Source organism: Rhizomicrobium sp. (genome assembly GCA_037200045.1).
In the GTDB taxonomy this organism is placed as follows: domain Bacteria; phylum Pseudomonadota; class Alphaproteobacteria; order Micropepsales; family Micropepsaceae; genus Rhizomicrobium.
The window spans coordinates 1,381,656-1,397,974 of record JBBCHM010000001.1 but is presented as its reverse complement, the minus strand read 5'-3'; the positions used below and the strand labels follow the sequence as shown (position 1 = coordinate 1,397,974).

Here is a 16,319-nt window from a genome sequence, read left to right as displayed (position 1 = left end):
TAAGCTGCGCCCGGAACAATCCGGAGACGCACATGGACCTTCATCTCAAGGGCAAGAACGCCGTCATCCTCGGCGGCACGCGCGGCATTGGGCGCGCCATCGCCGACACGCTGGCAAACGAAGGCGCCAATGTCGCGATCTGCGCCCGCAACGCCGACCAGGTGAAAGACGCGGTCGCGGCGCTGAAGGACAAGGACGTCAAGGCGACCGGCGCTCCGGTCGACATCATGGACGGCGAAGCCCTCAAGGCGTGGATCGCCGGTGCGGGCGGCGAGCTCGGCGGCATCGACATCCTCGTCTCCAATGCCGGCGCGATGGCGCAAGGCGGCGATCCGGCCTCCTGGGAACAGAACTTCAAGCTCGACGTGCTCGGCATCGTCAACGCCTTCGATGCCGCCAAGCCGTTCCTGGAGAAGGCCGCGACCGCGAACGGCGATGCCGCCGTCGTGATCATCTCGTCCGTGTCGGCGGCGGAGAGCGACAGCGCCAGCTCCTACGGTCCGATCAAAGCGGCGCTGATCCACTACGCCAAGGGCCTGGCGCGGCAATACGCCAAGCTGCACATCCGCACCAATGTCGTCTCGCCCGGCACGGTCTATTTCGACGGCGGCGTGTGGCAGATGATCGAGAAGAACATGCCCGCCGTGTTCAAGGGCGCGATGGAACGCAATCCGACGGGCCGCATGGCGACGCCGCAGGACATCGCCAACGCCGCCGTGTTCCTGGCGAGTCCCGCTTCGTCCTTCACCACCGGCATCAACATGCTGGTGGACGGCGCAATCAGCCGGCGTGTGAATTTCTGAGCGCCCTCCGCCAAACAAAACGCCGGAGCGTTTGGCGCGCTCCGGCGTTTTCTATTCCAAGAGTGCGCGAACTATGCGCCGTTCAGCTTGGCGCGGCCACGGCGGTAGAAGACGTGGTTGCCGATCTGCACCGTGCGAACATAGTGGCCGGAGTCCGACCACTCCGGCTGCACGGCGGTCGTGTGGAAGTTCACCGCGCCGTTGGTGGCATTCTGGAGCTGCTCCTCGCCGACCATGATGCGGGCCGCGATGGCCTGCGCCTCGCGCCACGGGCCGGGCTCGTGCGTCGCCTCGCGCGCGCCGTCGCAGGCGAAGCTGAACTGGCAGGTGCCGGTGCCCACGCCCTCATAGACCACGGCGCAGATCGAATGGCCGTAATTGCCCGTGTTCATGCGGTGGAAGACCACTTCGGCGACCGCCTTCTGGCCTTCCTCGCCCTCGCCGCGGGCCTCGTAATACATCACCTCGGAGAGGCAGGTGTGTTCCTGCAGAAGGCGCGTCAGCACGACATTGGTCGACGAACCCTGCACCGGAATCGTCGCAGGAATGGCCGGCGCGCGCACGACCCGCACCACCGGCTTCTCGACCTTGATGACGCGTATTTCGTCCGTATGCGGACGAGCATTGAGCGAAGCGCCGACGGCGGCGCTCGCGGTGGCGAGCACGATGGCAAGCGCACCGACAAGCACGCGATCGGATCGCGACAAGGCATCTCTGGTTTTCATGATCTCGGCTTTCTCGACTCTTTCGGATTTCAGTTCACTTGATAAAAACAATTCCGAATGGTCCCCGCCCTCGATGTGAGCGCGGCTTGTGCCGACAAAAAATCGAATCGTCAAATCAAAAATTGCTTATTCGTGACGCGGCGTCATTTGACGCCGGAAAACCCAGGGTTTTCCTGCATCGTCCGTACAAGGATTAATCACCGCGTTTGCGATTCGCCAACGCCGCCTGCGCCGCGGCGAGGCGCGCGACGGGCACGCGGAACGGCGAACACGACACGTAGTCGAGGCCGCTGTCGTGACAGAATCGGATCGAATCCGGATCGCCGCCATGCTCGCCGCAGATGCCGAGCTTGAGATTGGCGCGCGCCGCGCGTCCGCGCTCCGCCGCGATGCGCACGAGTTCGCCGACGCCGTCGACATCGATGCTGACGAACGGATCGCGCGCGATCAGGCCCTTGTTGAGATATTCGGTGAGGAAGCCGCCGGCGTCGTCGCGGCTGATTCCGATCGTCGTCTGGGTCAGATCGTTGGTGCCGAAGGAGAAGAATTCGGCGCTCTCCGCGATCTCCCGCGCCCGCAGCGCGGCGCGCGGCAGCTCGATCATCGTGCCGACCATGTAATCCGGCGCCTTGCCGCGCTCGGCGGCGACCGCGGCGGCCACCGCGTCGATGCGCTCCTTGATGCGGTCGAGTTCGGTCTTGAACGCCACCAGCGGCACCATGATCTCCAGTTGCACCGGTGCGCCGCCCGCCGCCTGCACGTTGAGCGCCGCCTCCAGGATGGCGCGCACCTGCATCTCGTAGATCTCGGGATAGGTGATGCCGAGGCGCACGCCGCGATGGCCCAGCATCGGATTGGATTCGTGCAGCGCGATGGCGCGGGCGCGCAATTTCGCCGGATCGCTGCCGGCGGCGCGCGCCACCTCCGCGATCTCCTCGTCCTTTTGCGGCAAAAATTCGTGCAGCGGCGGATCGAGCAGCCGGATGGTGACGGGAAGCCCCTCCATCGCCTTGAAGATGCCCTCGAAATCGTGGCGCTGCATCGGCAGCAATTTGGCCAGCGCCGCCTCGCGCTCCGCCTTGACGTCGGCCAGGATCATCTGGCGCACCGCGATAATGCGGTCGGCGTCGAAGAACATGTGCTCGGTGCGGCACAGCCCGATGCCCTCGGCGCCGAATTTGCGCGCCGTCGCGGCGTCTTCCGGCGTGTCCGCGTTGGTGCGGACCTTCAGCGTACGGATCGAATCCGCCCAGCCCATCAGCACGCCGAAATCGCCCGTCAGCTCCGGCTGGCGCAGCTCGACCCGGCCCTTGAACACCGTCCCGCTGCTGCCGTCGATGGTGATGATATCGCCGCGCCGGATGGTGTGGCGGCCGCAGACCATCACCCCGCCCGCCACGTCGATCTTGATCGCGCCGGCGCCGGAGACGCAGGGCCGCCCCATGCCGCGCGCCACCACCGCCGCATGGCTCGTCATGCCGCCGCGCGCGGTCAGGATGCCCCGGGCCGCGTGCATGCCGTGGATGTCCTCCGGACTGGTCTCGGCGCGCACCAGGATGACGTCGCGGTTCTCGGCCGCGAGCTTCTCCGCCTCGTCGGCGGTGAACACCGCCTCGCCCGTCGCCGCGCCCGGCGACGCCGCCAGCCCGGCCGCGATCTGCTCGCGCGGCGAATTGGGATCGAGGGTGGGATGCAGAAGCTGGTCCAGCGCCGAGGGATCGACGCGCGCCACCGCGGCATGCCGGTCGATCAGCCCTTCGCGCTCCATGTCCACCGCGATCTTGAGCGCAGCCTCCGCCGTGCGCTTGCCGCCGCGGGTCTGGAGCATGAAGAGCTTGCCTTCCTGCACCGTGAATTCCAGGTCCTGCATGTCGCGGTAGTGGTTCTCCAGCCGGTCGCAGATCGCCTTCAGCTCGGCGAAGGCCTTGGGCATCGCCTCTTCCATCGAGGGCCGCTTGGCGCCCTGGCGCTCGCGCACCGCCTTGGAGATCGATTGCGGCGTGCGCAGACCGGCGACGACGTCCTCGCCCTGGGCGTTGATCAGGAACTCGCCATAAAGGATGTTCTCGCCGGTCGAGGGATCGCGCGTGAAGGCGACGCCGGTGGCCGAGGTCTCGCCGCGATTGCCGAACACCATCGCCTGCACCGTCACCGCCGTGCCCCAATCCTCCGGGATGTTGTGGATGCGGCGATAGGTGTTGGCGCGCGGGCTCTGCCAGGAGCCGAACACCGCGCCGATCGCGCCCCAGAGCTGCTCGTGCACGTCTTCCGGGAACGGCCGGCCCAGCGTCTTGGCGACGCGGGCCTTGAACAGGCCGGCGATCTTCTTGAGGTCCTCCGCCGTGAGGTCGGTGTCGAGTTCGAAGCCCCGGTCCTCCTTCTCGCTGTCCAGGATTTCCTCGAACACCGAATGTTCGACGCCCAGCACCACGTCGGAATACATCTGGATGAAGCGGCGATAGGAATCGTAGGCGAAGCGCGCGTCGCCGGTGATGCGGGCCAGGCCCTCCGTCGTCTCGGCGTTGAGGCCGAGATTGAGCACCGTGTCCATCATGCCGGGCATCGAGACCCGCGCGCCGGACCGGACCGAGACCAGCAGCGGCCGCGCCGGATCGCCCAGCCGCCCGCCCGCCAGCTCGCCGATGCGCGCCAGCGCCGCCTCGGCCTCCGGCTTCAGCTCGGGCGGATAGGTTTCGCCATGCGCATAATAATATGTGCAGACCTCGGTGGTGATGGAAAAGCCGGGCGGGACGGGAAGCCCCAGATTGCTCATCTCGGCCAGGTTCGCGCCCTTGCCGCCGAGCAGATTGCGCATCCCGGCCTCGCCCTCGGCGGTGCCGTTACCGAACGAATAGACCCACTTTGCCATTGCCCTGTCCGCATCCTACCGGTGTCATGGCCCGCGAATGCGGGCCACCCAGGTGATCGTAGAGCACTATCCCGGCGCATGGCGAGATGACAACACGCCCGATGCACCCATGACAGTTCGGAGTGACAGCGCTAACGTCCCGCCGCCACCCAGGACTCGCTCATGACCCAAAGCCCCCTTTTCGCGCCCATGGGCGTGCTTGCCGGAATCACCTTCTTCGTCCTTTTGTTCGTTCCGGCGCGGCGGATGTTCGGCGGCCGGTCCGAGGTGCAGAACAGCGCCACCGGCGACATCCCCGGCGGCACCCACAATCCCAATTTCGCCGACCTGCTGGAGATGCCGGTCCTGTTCTACATCGTCTGCCTGATGGCGATCCTCGCCGGGCGGACCGACGACACGATGCTCTGGCTGGCCTGGATCTACGTCGCCCTGCGCGCCGCCCACAGCGCCGTGCACCTGACCTATGACAAGCGCTCGCACAGGACGGCACTGTTCGCGCTGTCGAATTTCGCGGTGCTGGCGATGTGGGTGTTCTTCTTCATCCCGCCGCTCGGGAATTGACCCGGCGCCGGCCCGTTCAAGGAGGAGTGATGCCATGACCTTGCGAAAATTCATCATCGAACGCGACATCCCCGCCGTCGGCTCCTTCGAGCGCGAGCAGCTCAAGGGCGCCGCCGCCCAGTCCAACAAGGTGCTGAAGGAGCTCGGCCCGGACATCCAGTGGCAGGAGAGCTATGTGGCGGCGGACAAGACGTTCTGCGTCTACCTCGCCAAGGACGAGGCGATCATCAAGAAGCACGCCGAGCTCTCCGGATTCCCCGCGACCAAGATCACCGAGATCCGCAAGATGATCGACCCGACGACGGAAAAGGACGGGGCGTGATTTAATCTCTCCCGCGGAGCGGGAGAGGTCGCGAGCGCAGCGAGCGGGTGAGGGCCTGCGCCATCCCCTCACCCGACGCCGCTTCGCGCCGTCGACCTCTCCCGCAAGCGGGAGACATGACCTACCCCTCGATCTTCGAAAAATCCGCCACCGTGTGCAGCACGGCGCGCAGCCGCGACAGCAGCAGCAGCCGGTTCTTGCGCAACCCCGCGTCCTTGTCGTTCACCGTGACCTTCTCGAAGAAGGCATCGACCGGCCCGCGCAGCCGCGCCATCACGCCCATCGCCTCGGCGAAGCGCTCGCGCTCGATCTCGGCCTTGATGAGTTCGGACGCGGTGGCGAGTTCGACGAACAGCGCCTTCTCTTCCGGGAGGGCGAACGCCTCGGGGTCCGGCTCGCCGTCATAGGCGATCTTGTCCTTTTTCTCCTCGGCCTTGAGGATATTCGCCGCACGGCGATAGGCGGTGAGCAGGTTCGCACCGTCGTCGGTCTTGAGGAACGCCTGCAACGCCTCGACCCGGGCCACGAGACGCACGAGATCGTCCTCATTGCCGAGCGAGAACACGGCGTCGATCAGATCGTGACGTGTACCTTTTTCGCGAAGGGCGACTTTCAGGCGGTCGGCGAAGAAACCAAGCAAATCGTTTGAAATTCCAACAACCTTATCGTAGGCAGCAGCGTCTTCCGCTTTGACTCGCAATATGCGATGGACGACAGGGTTGGGATGCAAGCGCGGGCCATCGTCCCTCGCCAGCTTATTTGAAATACGCATTTCCGCCAATTCTTCGATGTCGAATCGAAGAATGTGCGTCGACACTGGGCTTTCGAGCGACGCAAGCCGTAATCGTATTCCAGATGAAAGTATCAGACGAATTACGCCAAGCGCTGCCCTACGTAGCGCATAGGGATCGCCCGAGCCGCTCGGCTTCTCGTCAGCCGCGAAGAAACCAATCAATTGGTCAAGCTTGTCTGCCAGTGCAGTGGCAACGGCTTCTGCACTTGACGGCACCACATCAGTGGGGCCTTGGGGCTTATAGTGATCACGGATGGCATCGGCGACTGCGGAATCTTCCCCGTCATTAAGCGCGTAGTACCTGCCCATCACGCCTTGCAGCTCGGGGAATTCGCCGACGACGCCGGTCGTCAAATCCGCCTTGCACAGGCGCGCGGCGCGTTTCGCCTTCGCGACATCGGCGCCGATCTTCTCGGCGATTTCGCCGGCCAGCGCTTCGATGCGCTCGACCCGCTCGTACTGCGTCCCAAGCTTGGCGTGGAACACGATGGCCTTCAGGTCCTCGACGCGGCTTTCCAGGGTGCGTTTGCGGTCCTGGTCCCAGAAGAATTTCGCATCGCTCAACCGCGCCCGCAGCACGCGCTCGTTGCCGGCGACGATGTTGATGCCGCCGTCGTCGGCGATCATATTCGCCACCAGTGCGAAGCGGCTCGCGAACTTGCCGGTCGCCGGATCGCGCAGGCTGAAATATTTCTGATGCGTCCGCATCGCCGTCTGCAAAATCTCCGGCGGCACGTCCATGAACTGGTCCTCGATGGCGCCGATCAGCACCACCGGCCATTCCACCAGCCCCGCGACCTCATCCAGAAGGCCCTCGTCCGGGATCATCTCCAGCCCATGCACGAAGGCGGCGCCCTTCATGCCCTCGAAGATGATCGCCTTGCGCTCCTCGGCGTCGAGCACGACATGCGCGTCGCGCAGCTTCTTCGCATAGTCCTCGAACCGCTTGACCTCGATCTCGCCGCTCGACAGGAAGCGGTGGCCCCGCGTGCGGTTATTGCTGGTCACCCCGGCAAACGTGAACGACACGACCTCGCCGTCCAGCGTGCACAGGATCGCATGCAGCGGCCGCACCCAGCGCACCGGCGTATTGGTCGTTTGCGGCCAGCGCATCGATTTGGGCCAGGGCAGCTTGGCCAGAACGTCGGGCAGGAATTCCGCGATCACGTCGGCGGTCGCGCGGCCTTTCAGTTCGATGATCGCGACATAGAACTCGCCCTTGCCGTCGTCGCGCGTCACGCAATCTTCGAGCCGCACGCCGGCCGAGCGCAGAAAACCCTGCACCGCCTTGTCCGGCGCGCCGACGCGCGGGCCTTTCTTTTCCTCGCTGACGTTCGGCTGCTTCGCCGGCAGGCCGCTCACCACCAGCGTCAGCCGCCGCGGCCCGGCGAACGCCTTGACGCCTTCGAACAGGAGCCCGCGATCCGACAACGCGCCGACGACGAGGCGCTCCAGGTCCTTCGCCGCCTGCGCCTGCATGCGCGCGGGGATTTCTTCGCTGAAAAGTTCGAGCAGGAGATCAGACATCGCTCACCCGAACCTCGGCTTGTAGTCGCCCATCGGCGTCGCCAGCCAGGCCTCGCAGCAGGCCTTGGCCAGCGCCCGCACCCGGCCGATATAGGCCGCCCGCTCCGTCACGCTGATCACGCCGCGCGCGTCGAGCAGGTTGAAGGTGTGGCTCGCCTTGATGCACTGGTCGTAAGCCGGCAGCGCCAGCTTCTCGTTGCCGGAAATCAGCTCCTGGCACTGCTTCTCGGCGTCCTTGAAGTGCCGGAACAGGATCTCGGTATCGGCCATCTCGAAATTGTAGGCGGAGAATTCCTGCTCGGCCTGGTGGAACACTTCGCCGTAGCGGAACTGCTCGTTGAACGCGAGGTCGTAGACGAACTCGACATTCTGCACATACATCGCCAGCCGCTCGAGCCCGTAGGTGATCTCCGCCGACACCGGATCGCAATCGATGCCGCCGACCTGCTGGAAATAGGTGAACTGGGAAATCTCCATCCCGTCGCACCACACCTCCCACCCCAGCCCCCAGGCGCCCAGCGTCGGGCTTTCCCAATCGTCCTCGACGAAGCGGATGTCGTGCAGCGCCGGATCGAGCCCGATGGCGCGCACGCTCTCCAGATAGAGGTCCTGGATGTCGGAAGGCGCCGGCTTCATGATCACCTGGAACTGGTAATAGTGCTGCAGCCGGTTCGGGTTCTCGCCATAGCGGCCGTCCTTGGGCCGCCGCGACGGCTGGACATAGGCGGCGCGCCACGGCCGGGGCCCCAGCGCGCGCAGCGTCGTCGCCGGATGGAACGTGCCGGCGCCCATCTGGTCGTCGTAAGGCTGGAGGATCAGGCAACCCTTCGACGCCCAGAAATTCTGCAGCGTCAGGATCAGGTCCTGGAACGTCTTGGCCATGGTGTCGAAGCCCAAAATCGAGGGGGCGGAAACTATAGGCCGGGACGCCGGGCTACAAGGCATTGAGCCTTGAAGAAAATGGAGGTCCCAAATTCAAATAAAGTTGTCATCCGCCGCGAATGCGGCGGACCCAGCTGAAACCCGCACCACCGACGCAAGGTCGTCACCTGGGTTCGCCGCATTCGCGGCGAATGACACCGTTTGTTTGGTGAGAGAATTGGACGGTCCGATAGCTTGCTTTGTGCCGCCGCCCCCGACCAAACTGGCGCCAAGAGAGGGAGATATCGCATGTCCGAGCACACCGCCGACCGGCGCACCGTCCTGTTGGCCGGCGCGGCCGCCGCCGCCACCCTGGCGATGCCCTTCGCCGCCCGCGCCGCCGACGATCTGGCCGACGTCAAGAAGGCGATCGCCGACGGCCATCCCGCCGCGCTCAAGCGGCTGCGGGACTGGATCGCGTTTCCCTCCATCGCGGCGGAAAACCGCAACACCAAGGAGGGCGCCGAATACATGGCCAACCTCGCGCGCGAGGCGGGCTTCCAGCACGTCGAAATCGTGCCGACCAGCGGCGTGCCGGGCGTGTTCGCCACGCTGGACGCCGGCGCGCCCAAGACCTTCGGCCTCTACTTCATGTACGACGTGAAGCAGTACGATCCGGCGGAATGGTCGTCGCCGCCGCTCGAGGGCCGGCTGGTCGACAAGCCGAATTTCGGCAAGGTCATCGTCGGCCGCGGCGCGGTGAACCAGAAGGGGCCGGAGGCGACGTTCCTCGCCGCGCTCGCCGCGTTCAAGGCCAGCGGGCGCAAGCTGCCGGTCAATCTCGTGCTGGTCGCCGAGGGCGAGGAGGAGATCGGCTCGCCGCATTTCTCCGAAATCGTGCAGCGGCCGGACATCCTGGCGGCGCTGAAGACATGCGTCGGCATCACCATGCCGTCCGCCTCGCAGGACACCACCGGCGGTGTCGCCATCCAGCTCGGCGCCAAGGGCATCATGGAGGCCGAGCTGGTCTCCTCCGGCGCGCATTGGGGCCGCGGGCCGACGCACGACATCCATTCCAGCCTCAAGGCGGCGGTGGACAGCCCGACTTGGCGGCTGATCCACGCGCTCAACACGCTGGTCTCGGCCGATGGCAACACGCCGGCGGTGGACGGCTGGTTCGAGCATGTGCGCCCGCTCAGCCGGCACCAGAAAGACCTGATCGCGGCCTCGGTGCGCGCGCGCAACGAGGCGGCCGAGATGAGCGCGCTCGGCGTCTCGCACTGGATCGACAATCTGCCGTTCGAGGCGGCGATGGAGCGGCTGGCGTCGCAGCCCACGATCAACATCGAGGGCCTGGTCGCCGGCTATACCGGCCCGGGCGGCAAGACGATCCTGCCCGGCCGCGCGGTCGCCAAGATCGACTGCCGCCTCGTGCCCGACATGACGCTGGCCGAGGTCCGCGGCAAGCTGCGCGCCTTCCTCGACAAGAACGGCTTCACCGACATCGAGCTCAATGTCAGCGGCGGCTACGATCCGACCGAGACCGACGAGAAGAGTTCGCTGATCCAGTCCGAGATCGCGCTCTACACCCGGCTCGGCTATCCGCCGTCGCTCAGCCCGCGCGGCGCGGGATCGTGGCCGGGGGTGAATTTCACCGGCGCGCCGCTGCGCCTCGCCGCCAGCCATTTCGGCATGGGCTACGGCACCGGGGCGCACGCGCCCAACGAGTTCTATGTGATCGAGAGCGGCAATCCGAAGATCGCCGGCTTCGACGACGCGACGCTCGCTTACGTGCAGTACCTCTACCAGATCGCGGCAACGGGATGACGCATGGCTGACAGGTGCTCGGGACTCTAAAACGTCACGAGCAACGCCGCGTACCATGTGGCGCGGTCGGTCTCTTCCGCGTTCTGGATGCCCGGTCCGGCCGACGCCATCACATGGAGATTGTCGTTGAGGTCGTAGGTCGCGCCGACCCCGATGCCGGTCGAGGCCCTGCCGCCGATGGTGTCCGCGGTCTGGTGATAGAGTTCGGCGCCGATCTGCAGCGCCGGCGTGATCTGGTTCGTCAGCGCCCAGCCCATCTGGCAGAAATTCCGCGAATCGCCGCCGTGGTTGATCGTGCAGCCCCCGCCCCCGAACGTGGACCATGCGCCCCAGGACCGTTCGATCCAGATCGGCAGCAGCAGCGAGACGTGCCGCTCGCCGACCGCTGGCGATCCCGCCGGCAGGATCACGCCCGGAAAGAACGCGACATCGACGCCGAAATCGTCCTGATGGAGAAACCTGTACTTGGCCGCGAGTTCGATGTTGCCCAGATCGACGCGCGACGGACCGCCGGTCGGTCGGTCCCAGTCGAGCGGCAGAACCGCCGTCAATTGCAGGTCGGGCGCCGCGCCGTAATTGAAATCGATGCCTCCCTCGCCGCCCGAACCGTCGCGCATCGCCGTGCCGCCGGCAAAGAGATAGATCTCGTAATGGCCGACATCGGTCGGCTCGGGATCGTCCGTGACATAGGGCGGCCCGGCCCAGGCATGGGAAGCCGACAGGATGGCCGCCAACGCGCCCAGGCGTAGGCGGTTCACGCCTTGACCGGCCGGACCGGGCGCGAGCCGTCCCAGGTCTCGGCCGCCTTTCTGATGCGCTCGAAGAAAACGCCCTTGCCGCCCGAGATGTCGGAGACCTCGATCACCGTTCCCGGATGCGCCTCGGTGTCGAAATAGACGAACCGGCCCTTGGGCCCGCCGATCTGGCCTTCCTGTCCGATCCGGTAACCGAGGCCGGTGAAGCGGTCGAGCGCCGCCTGATAATCGGTCGTCCAGTACGACATGTGCTGCAGGCCCTCGCGGCCGGCTTCCAGGAAGTCGCGGTACATGCTCGGCGCATCGTTGCGCTGCTGGATCAACTCGATCTGCAATGCCCCGCTATTGGCCAGCGCGATGCTGACCTGCGGCGCCGACGGGGCGCCGCGATAGCGGAACCAGTCCATCGCGACCCGCTCGATATAGTAGAACGGCCCCACGCCGAGCACTTCGGTCCAATGGCGCATCGCCGCCTCGATGTCGCGCACGACATAGCCGTTCTGGCGGACGTTTCCGAAGATCCGGCTCAAAGATCGAGCCCCGTTTCGCCGCGCAGCACGGCATCGGCCGCCGCGGTGTAGGACCCGTCCGCTTCGTGCAGCACCAGCCCGTGCAGCAGCGCAAGCGGCGCCCGCGAGCCTTTCGTCGCCTGCACGATGACGCGCTTGGCCGGCTCGCCGTCCCGCGGCCAGAGCGGAAAGACACGCACACCCGTCCGCGGCAATGCCGCCAGCGCCTCGCCGAGACGGTCGGCGCGCAGGATCGCGGTGAAGGTTCCTCCCGAAATCGTCCGCTTCAAGCCGGCCGCGAGCCAGTCCGGCAACGTCCCATTGTCCTGCATCGCCAGCACCCGCGCCGCGTCGGGCGAAGTCTCGCCCTCGCCGCCATGGAATGGCGGATTGCACAGGACGTGATCGTAGTCCCGCTTCATGTCCGCCGGCAGATCGAGCGCATCGACCGTCACGAACACCGCGCGTTCGCCCATCCCGTTCGCCGTCGCGTTCCGATTCGCCAGCGTCACCAACTCGCTTTCGATCTCCGCCCCGGTCAGGCGCGCGCCCGGCACGCGTGCCGCCAGGCACAGGCTCGCCGTTCCCGCGCCGCTGCCGAGTTCCAAGATTTCGTCGCCCTCGCCCGCCGGAACCGCCGCCGCCAGCATCACCGCGTCCAGTCCGGCGCGAAATCCATCGCGGAACTGCCGCACGACGAGCTTGCCGCCGAGAAACCGGTCTTCGCTGACCTCTTTGGGCGCGTCGCGCCGCGCCAGGCCCTCGCGCAAGAGGGTCTTGCCGCGCTCCAGATCCTCGTCGGCCACCATCAGCCGGCGCGGCAAAATGCCCAGACTGCCGTCCATCACGCTCGCGTTCTCGTCGAACACCACGCTCGCAATATCGCCCTGCGCGAGCAGGCTCTGCGCGAAGCTGAGCAGCACGGGATCGTTGGTCTTGAGGACGGGCCGCATCGGTGTTTTTCGCTCGGGTGCTGCGGGGATAGGTCGGCTTGACGGGGTTGGGTTCCCCTACCAATGTCGCAAATGCCGGGCGCCTCCGGCAAGGACCGAGCCTATGCTCAAGCCCGATCTGCGCAAGACCAGAAGCGACGGCGTCTCACCGGTGGAGCGCCTGCACGCGCTGGTGGCCGACGACATGGCGGCGACCGACCGCATGATCCACACAAGGATGGGCAGCGCCGTGGCGCTCATTCCCGATCTGGCCAAGCACCTGATCGATTCGGGCGGCAAGCGGTTGCGCCCGATGCTGTCGCTCGCCGCCGCGCAGATGGGCGGCTATGGCGGCGACAAGCACGTCAATCTCGCCGCCGCGGTCGAGTTCATCCACACCGCCACGCTCCTGCACGACGATGTGGTCGACGCCAGCACGCTGCGGCGTGGCAAGGTCGCGGCCAATCTCGTCTGGGGCAACAAGGCGACGGTGCTGGTCGGCGACTTCCTGTTCTCCCGCGCCTTCGAGATGATGGTCGGCACCGGCTCGCTGCGCGTGCTGGAGATTCTCGCCGGCGCCTCGGCGATCATCGCCGAGGGCGAGGTGATGCAGCTCAAATCGGAGAGCAATCTCGCGACGACGGAGGAGCACTATCTGAAAGTGGTCGGGGCCAAGACGGCGGAGCTGTTCGCCGCCGCCGCCGAATCGGGCGCGACGCTGTGCGACCGCGGCGCCGATTTCGTCCGCGCGCTGCGTGCCTATGGCATGAGCCTGGGCATCGCCTTCCAGCTCGTCGACGACGCGCTCGACTATTCCGGCCGCCAGGCGCTGATGGGCAAGGCGGTCGGCGACGATTTTCGCGAAGCCAAGGTCACGCTGCCGGTCATCCTCGCCTATGCCCGCGCCGACGCGAAGGCACAGACCTTCTGGAAGCGCGCCATCGAGGGCGGACCGCAGAGCGAATCCGACCTCGAACGCGCCATCACCTATGTCGAGGAGACCGGCGCGATCCAGGAAACCATGACGCGGGCGCGGCTCTATGCCGACAGCGCCAAGCAGGCGCTGGCGCCGCTGCCGGCGAGCGACATCCGCGCCGCGCTGGCCGACATCGCGGATTTCTGCGTCGAGCGGGCATATTAGAGCCGTTTCAACACAACACCCTGTCATCCGCCGCGAATGCGGCGGACCCAGCTGACATCAGCGCAGGTTTCACCTGGGTTCGCCGTTCGCACGCTGTCGCTACGAACTCGCGGCGAATGACACCGATTTTTGACTACCCCAGCACCCGCGTTGCCTTCACCCACCAGCCCGGATGCGAATGTTCGAGCGCGATCGCTGCCATTTGCGCGCCGGTCTCGTCCTCGAACAGGCCGAAACAGGTCGCGCCGCTGCCGGACATCCGCGCCAGCAGGATGTCGGGCATCCGCGACAGCTCGCCGAGGACATCGCGCACGGCCGGCGCGATCGCCTTCGCCGGCGCCTCCAGATCGTTGGACATCGACCGGAGGAGTCTTGCCAGCACTTCCGAATCCCCGGCGCGCAATTCGTGCGCGACCGGGCCTACGCCCCGCCGCGTCGTCAGCGCCTGGAACACCGGGCCGGTCGGCACCGCGATACCCGGATTGACCAGCACCAGCGCCGCCGGCGGCACGCCCGCGGCGCGCGTTACGATCTCGCCGCGGCCTTCCATCCAGGCGGAGCGACTCGCCACGCAGACCGGCACGTCGGAGCCGAGCGTCTCGGCGATCTTCATCATCGTGTCGGATCCGATATCGAGGCCCCACAACCGCGCCAGGCCGCGCAGCGCCGCCGCCGCGTCCGCCGAGCCGCCGCCGATGCCCGAGGCCACCGGCAGGTTCTTGGTCAGCGTGATCGCCGCGCCCTTGTCGATGCCGGCATGTTCGCCAAGCGCCCGCGCCGCGCGCAGCACGAGATTGTCCGTCTCCGCCGCCAGTCCCTCGCCGAACGGCCCGTCGATCGCCAACGAAAGCGCGTCCGCGCTTTCGAATGTCAGGGTGTCGCCGGCATCGACGAAAACGACGAGGCTTTCCAGCGCGTGATAGCCGTCGGCACGCTTGTCTCCGACATGCAGGAACAGGTTGATCTTCGCCGGCGCGAATTCCTCAGTTCGGCTTGGCACCGGTGTCCAGTCCGTCCTTGAGCTTCTTCTCGATCACGGCCTTGTCGGCGTCGGACGGCCCGAAGGCCAGCGCGTGGTTCCACTGGAACGTCGCGTCGAGCTTGCGCCCCACCCGCCAATAGGCGTCGCCCAGATGGTCGTTGATCGTCGGATCGCCCGGCACCAGTTCGACCGCGCTCTCCAGCGCCTTGGCCGCGTCGGCGAAGCGGCCGAGCTTGTAATAGGCCCAGCCCACGCTGTCGGCGATATAGCCGTCGCTCGGCTTCAAGGCGCGCGCCTTCTCCAGCATCGCCAGCGCCTCGGGGATGTTGCGGTTCTGGTCGACCCAGGTGTAGCCGAGATAGTTGAGCAGCGTCGGCTCGTTGGGCGACAGCGCCAGCGCCTTTTTCAGATCGATCTCGGCGGCGCTCCAGTTCTGCGTCCCCTGCTCCGCCACGGCGCGGGCGAAATAGAGCGGCCAGTCGTTCGCCTTCGCGTCGCCGCGCAGCGCCAGCGCGTGATCGTAGGCGTCGGCCGCCTCCAGGAACTTGCTCGCGCTGCGATAGGTGTCGCCCAGCGCCGTCCAGGCTTCCGAATCCGCCGGATTGGCCGCCGTCAGGTCCTTGAGCTTGGCGATCGCGTCGTCGGTGCGGCCAAGCCGCGCCTCGTCGAGCGCGATCTCCACCGCCGCCAGCCGCCAATAGGGCGAGCTTTTCGGCACCATGCCATAGGCCGCGATGGAGTCGTCGTATTTCTGCAAGCCCTCCAGCCGGTCGGCGAGCAGCACCGCGCCGAGGTCGAGGTCGGGCCGCAGATAGAGCGCCAGCCGCAGATACAGGATCGAGACGTCCGCGCTCGCCTGGTCGGTCAGCGAGGCCGCGATGCCGAACAGCGCCTCGGCGGCGCCGTCTTCGGCGCGCGGGATCAGCCCGTCGGGCTTCTTATGGTTCTTGATGCGGGCGAGGCCCGCCGCCGCGATCTCCTTGATGCCGACTTCCTGCGCCGCCCGCGTGTAGAGCGCCGCCGCCTCGTCGGACTTTCCGTTGCGCTCCAGATAGCGGCCGAAGGCATCCACGATCCGCGGCGTCGGGCCGGAAGCCAGCGCGCTGCGATAGGACGTATCGGCCAGCGCGTCGTCGCCGACGAAATCGGCCAGCAAGGCGAGGTGATACATCGCCAGCGCATCGGCGCCGCCCTGGGCGCGCAGCGCCGCCAGCTCGCCTTCCGCCGCGGCCTTGTCGCCCTGGCCGGCCGCCGCCCAGGCATCGATCAACGACACGGTCAGCGAGCTGAACGGTCCCTTGGCCGACAGCGACATCTGCTTGCGCGCGCCGGCATAGTCGCGCCGCTTGAGCGCGGCCACCGCCAGCGTCAGCCGTGCCGCGCGGTCATCGGCCTGGACCGCGACGACGCGGTCGGCCAGCTTCGCCGCGTCCGGCACGTCGCCCGCCGAGGTCGAGAAGAAGAAGGACAGCGCGAGCAGGTCCTTGTTATCGGGATCGGCGGCGAGGCTGGCGCGATAGTAAAGCGCCGCGTCCTTCATGTTGTGCTGACTGGCCGCGAAGCGCGCCGAGAGATAGTTCCCGAACTCCGTCGAATCCGCGGCGGCGGCCGGTCCGGTCTGCGCGGTCGTGGCGTGGTCGGCGGCCGCGCAGGCGCCCAGCGCGATCGCGAGAGCCAGGGCCGAAATCCGTAGAGCGATGCGCAACCTTTAT

14 protein-coding genes are annotated in these 16,319 nt (G+C 66.7%); 5 read left to right on the top strand and 9 right to left on the bottom strand.

Going from position 1 to position 16,319, the window contains the following annotated elements; all coding sequences use genetic code 11:
• Positions 1 to 32 precede the first annotated feature (32 nt).
• A complete protein-coding gene (locus WDM86_06450) occupies positions 33 to 803 on the top strand; it encodes an SDR family oxidoreductase (GenBank protein ID MEI9989661.1) in 771 nt (256 codons plus the stop codon).
• A gap of 71 nt (positions 804 to 874) precedes the next feature.
• Here WDM86_06450 and WDM86_06445 read toward each other — a convergent pair whose 3' ends face one another.
• Together WDM86_06445 and ppdK are read right to left on the bottom strand one after the other, a co-directional pair.
• On the bottom strand, positions 875 to 1,528 hold the full coding sequence (locus WDM86_06445) for a cell wall hydrolase (GenBank protein MEI9989660.1): 654 nt from the start codon (positions 1,526 to 1,528) through the stop codon (positions 875 to 877).
• Between the two features lie 193 nt (positions 1,529 to 1,721).
• Positions 1,722 to 4,397, bottom strand: coding sequence for a pyruvate, phosphate dikinase (gene ppdK, locus WDM86_06440; protein MEI9989659.1), 2,676 nt, complete (start codon positions 4,395 to 4,397; stop codon positions 1,722 to 1,724).
• Positions 4,398 to 4,559: 162 nt separating this feature from the next.
• Between ppdK and WDM86_06435 the strand changes: the two genes are divergently transcribed.
• Together WDM86_06435 and WDM86_06430 are read left to right on the top strand one after the other, a co-directional pair.
• The gene (locus WDM86_06435) at positions 4,560 to 4,958 is read left to right on the top strand and encodes an MAPEG family protein (protein ID MEI9989658.1); all 399 of its coding nucleotides are present in this window, start codon (positions 4,560 to 4,562) and stop codon (positions 4,956 to 4,958) included.
• A 34-nt stretch (positions 4,959 to 4,992) separates the two neighbouring features.
• Positions 4,993 to 5,280: a DUF4242 domain-containing protein gene (locus tag WDM86_06430; GenBank protein MEI9989657.1), complete on the top strand. Its 288-nt coding sequence runs from the start codon at positions 4,993 to 4,995 to the stop codon at positions 5,278 to 5,280.
• Between the two features lie 121 nt (positions 5,281 to 5,401).
• Here the strand turns inward: WDM86_06430 and glyS are convergent, their stop codons facing one another.
• Both glyS and WDM86_06420 read right to left on the bottom strand, forming a co-directional pair.
• The gene (gene glyS / locus WDM86_06425; protein ID MEI9989656.1) at positions 5,402 to 7,600 is read right to left on the bottom strand and encodes a glycine--tRNA ligase subunit beta; all 2,199 of its coding nucleotides are present in this window, start codon (positions 7,598 to 7,600) and stop codon (positions 5,402 to 5,404) included.
• A gap of 3 nt (positions 7,601 to 7,603) precedes the next feature.
• Positions 7,604 to 8,482 carry a glycine--tRNA ligase subunit alpha gene (locus tag WDM86_06420; protein MEI9989655.1) on the bottom strand — a complete coding sequence of 293 codons (879 nt, stop codon included), beginning with the start codon at positions 8,480 to 8,482 and terminating at the stop codon, positions 7,604 to 7,606.
• Between the two features lie 288 nt (positions 8,483 to 8,770).
• On the opposite strand from WDM86_06420, the gene WDM86_06415 reads away from it, so the two are divergent.
• Positions 8,771 to 10,288, top strand: a complete 1,518-nt coding sequence (locus tag WDM86_06415) for a M20/M25/M40 family metallo-hydrolase (protein MEI9989654.1) — start codon at positions 8,771 to 8,773, stop codon at positions 10,286 to 10,288.
• 26 nt (positions 10,289 to 10,314) lie between these two features.
• Here WDM86_06415 and WDM86_06410 read toward each other — a convergent pair whose 3' ends face one another.
• From WDM86_06410 to WDM86_06400, 3 genes are read right to left on the bottom strand one after another with little or no spacing between them, the layout of a single operon-like run.
• Positions 10,315 to 11,046, bottom strand: a complete 732-nt coding sequence (locus tag WDM86_06410; protein ID MEI9989653.1) for a transporter — start codon at positions 11,044 to 11,046, stop codon at positions 10,315 to 10,317.
• Positions 11,043 to 11,573 carry a VOC family protein gene (locus WDM86_06405; protein MEI9989652.1) on the bottom strand — a complete coding sequence of 177 codons (531 nt, stop codon included), beginning with the start codon at positions 11,571 to 11,573 and terminating at the stop codon, positions 11,043 to 11,045. The genes WDM86_06410 and WDM86_06405 overlap by 4 nt, the downstream gene beginning before the upstream one ends.
• Positions 11,570 to 12,505, bottom strand: coding sequence for a DUF2007 domain-containing protein (locus WDM86_06400; protein MEI9989651.1), 936 nt, complete (start codon positions 12,503 to 12,505; stop codon positions 11,570 to 11,572). Before WDM86_06400 ends, WDM86_06405 begins: the two co-directional genes overlap by 4 nt.
• 103 nt (positions 12,506 to 12,608) lie before the next feature.
• On the opposite strand from WDM86_06400, the gene WDM86_06395 reads away from it, so the two are divergent.
• Complete coding sequence (locus WDM86_06395; GenBank protein MEI9989650.1) at positions 12,609 to 13,625, top strand: polyprenyl synthetase family protein; 1,017 nt, start codon at positions 12,609 to 12,611, stop codon at positions 13,623 to 13,625.
• Positions 13,626 to 13,758: 133 nt separating this feature from the next.
• Here WDM86_06395 and WDM86_06390 read toward each other — a convergent pair whose 3' ends face one another.
• The gene (locus tag WDM86_06390) at positions 13,759 to 14,625 is read right to left on the bottom strand and encodes a 4-(cytidine 5'-diphospho)-2-C-methyl-D-erythritol kinase (GenBank protein ID MEI9989649.1); all 867 of its coding nucleotides are present in this window, start codon (positions 14,623 to 14,625) and stop codon (positions 13,759 to 13,761) included.
• Positions 14,609 to 16,312, bottom strand: a complete 1,704-nt coding sequence (locus WDM86_06385; GenBank protein MEI9989648.1) for a tetratricopeptide repeat protein — start codon at positions 16,310 to 16,312, stop codon at positions 14,609 to 14,611. The genes WDM86_06390 and WDM86_06385 overlap by 17 nt, the downstream gene beginning before the upstream one ends.
• Positions 16,313 to 16,319 lie beyond the last annotated feature (7 nt).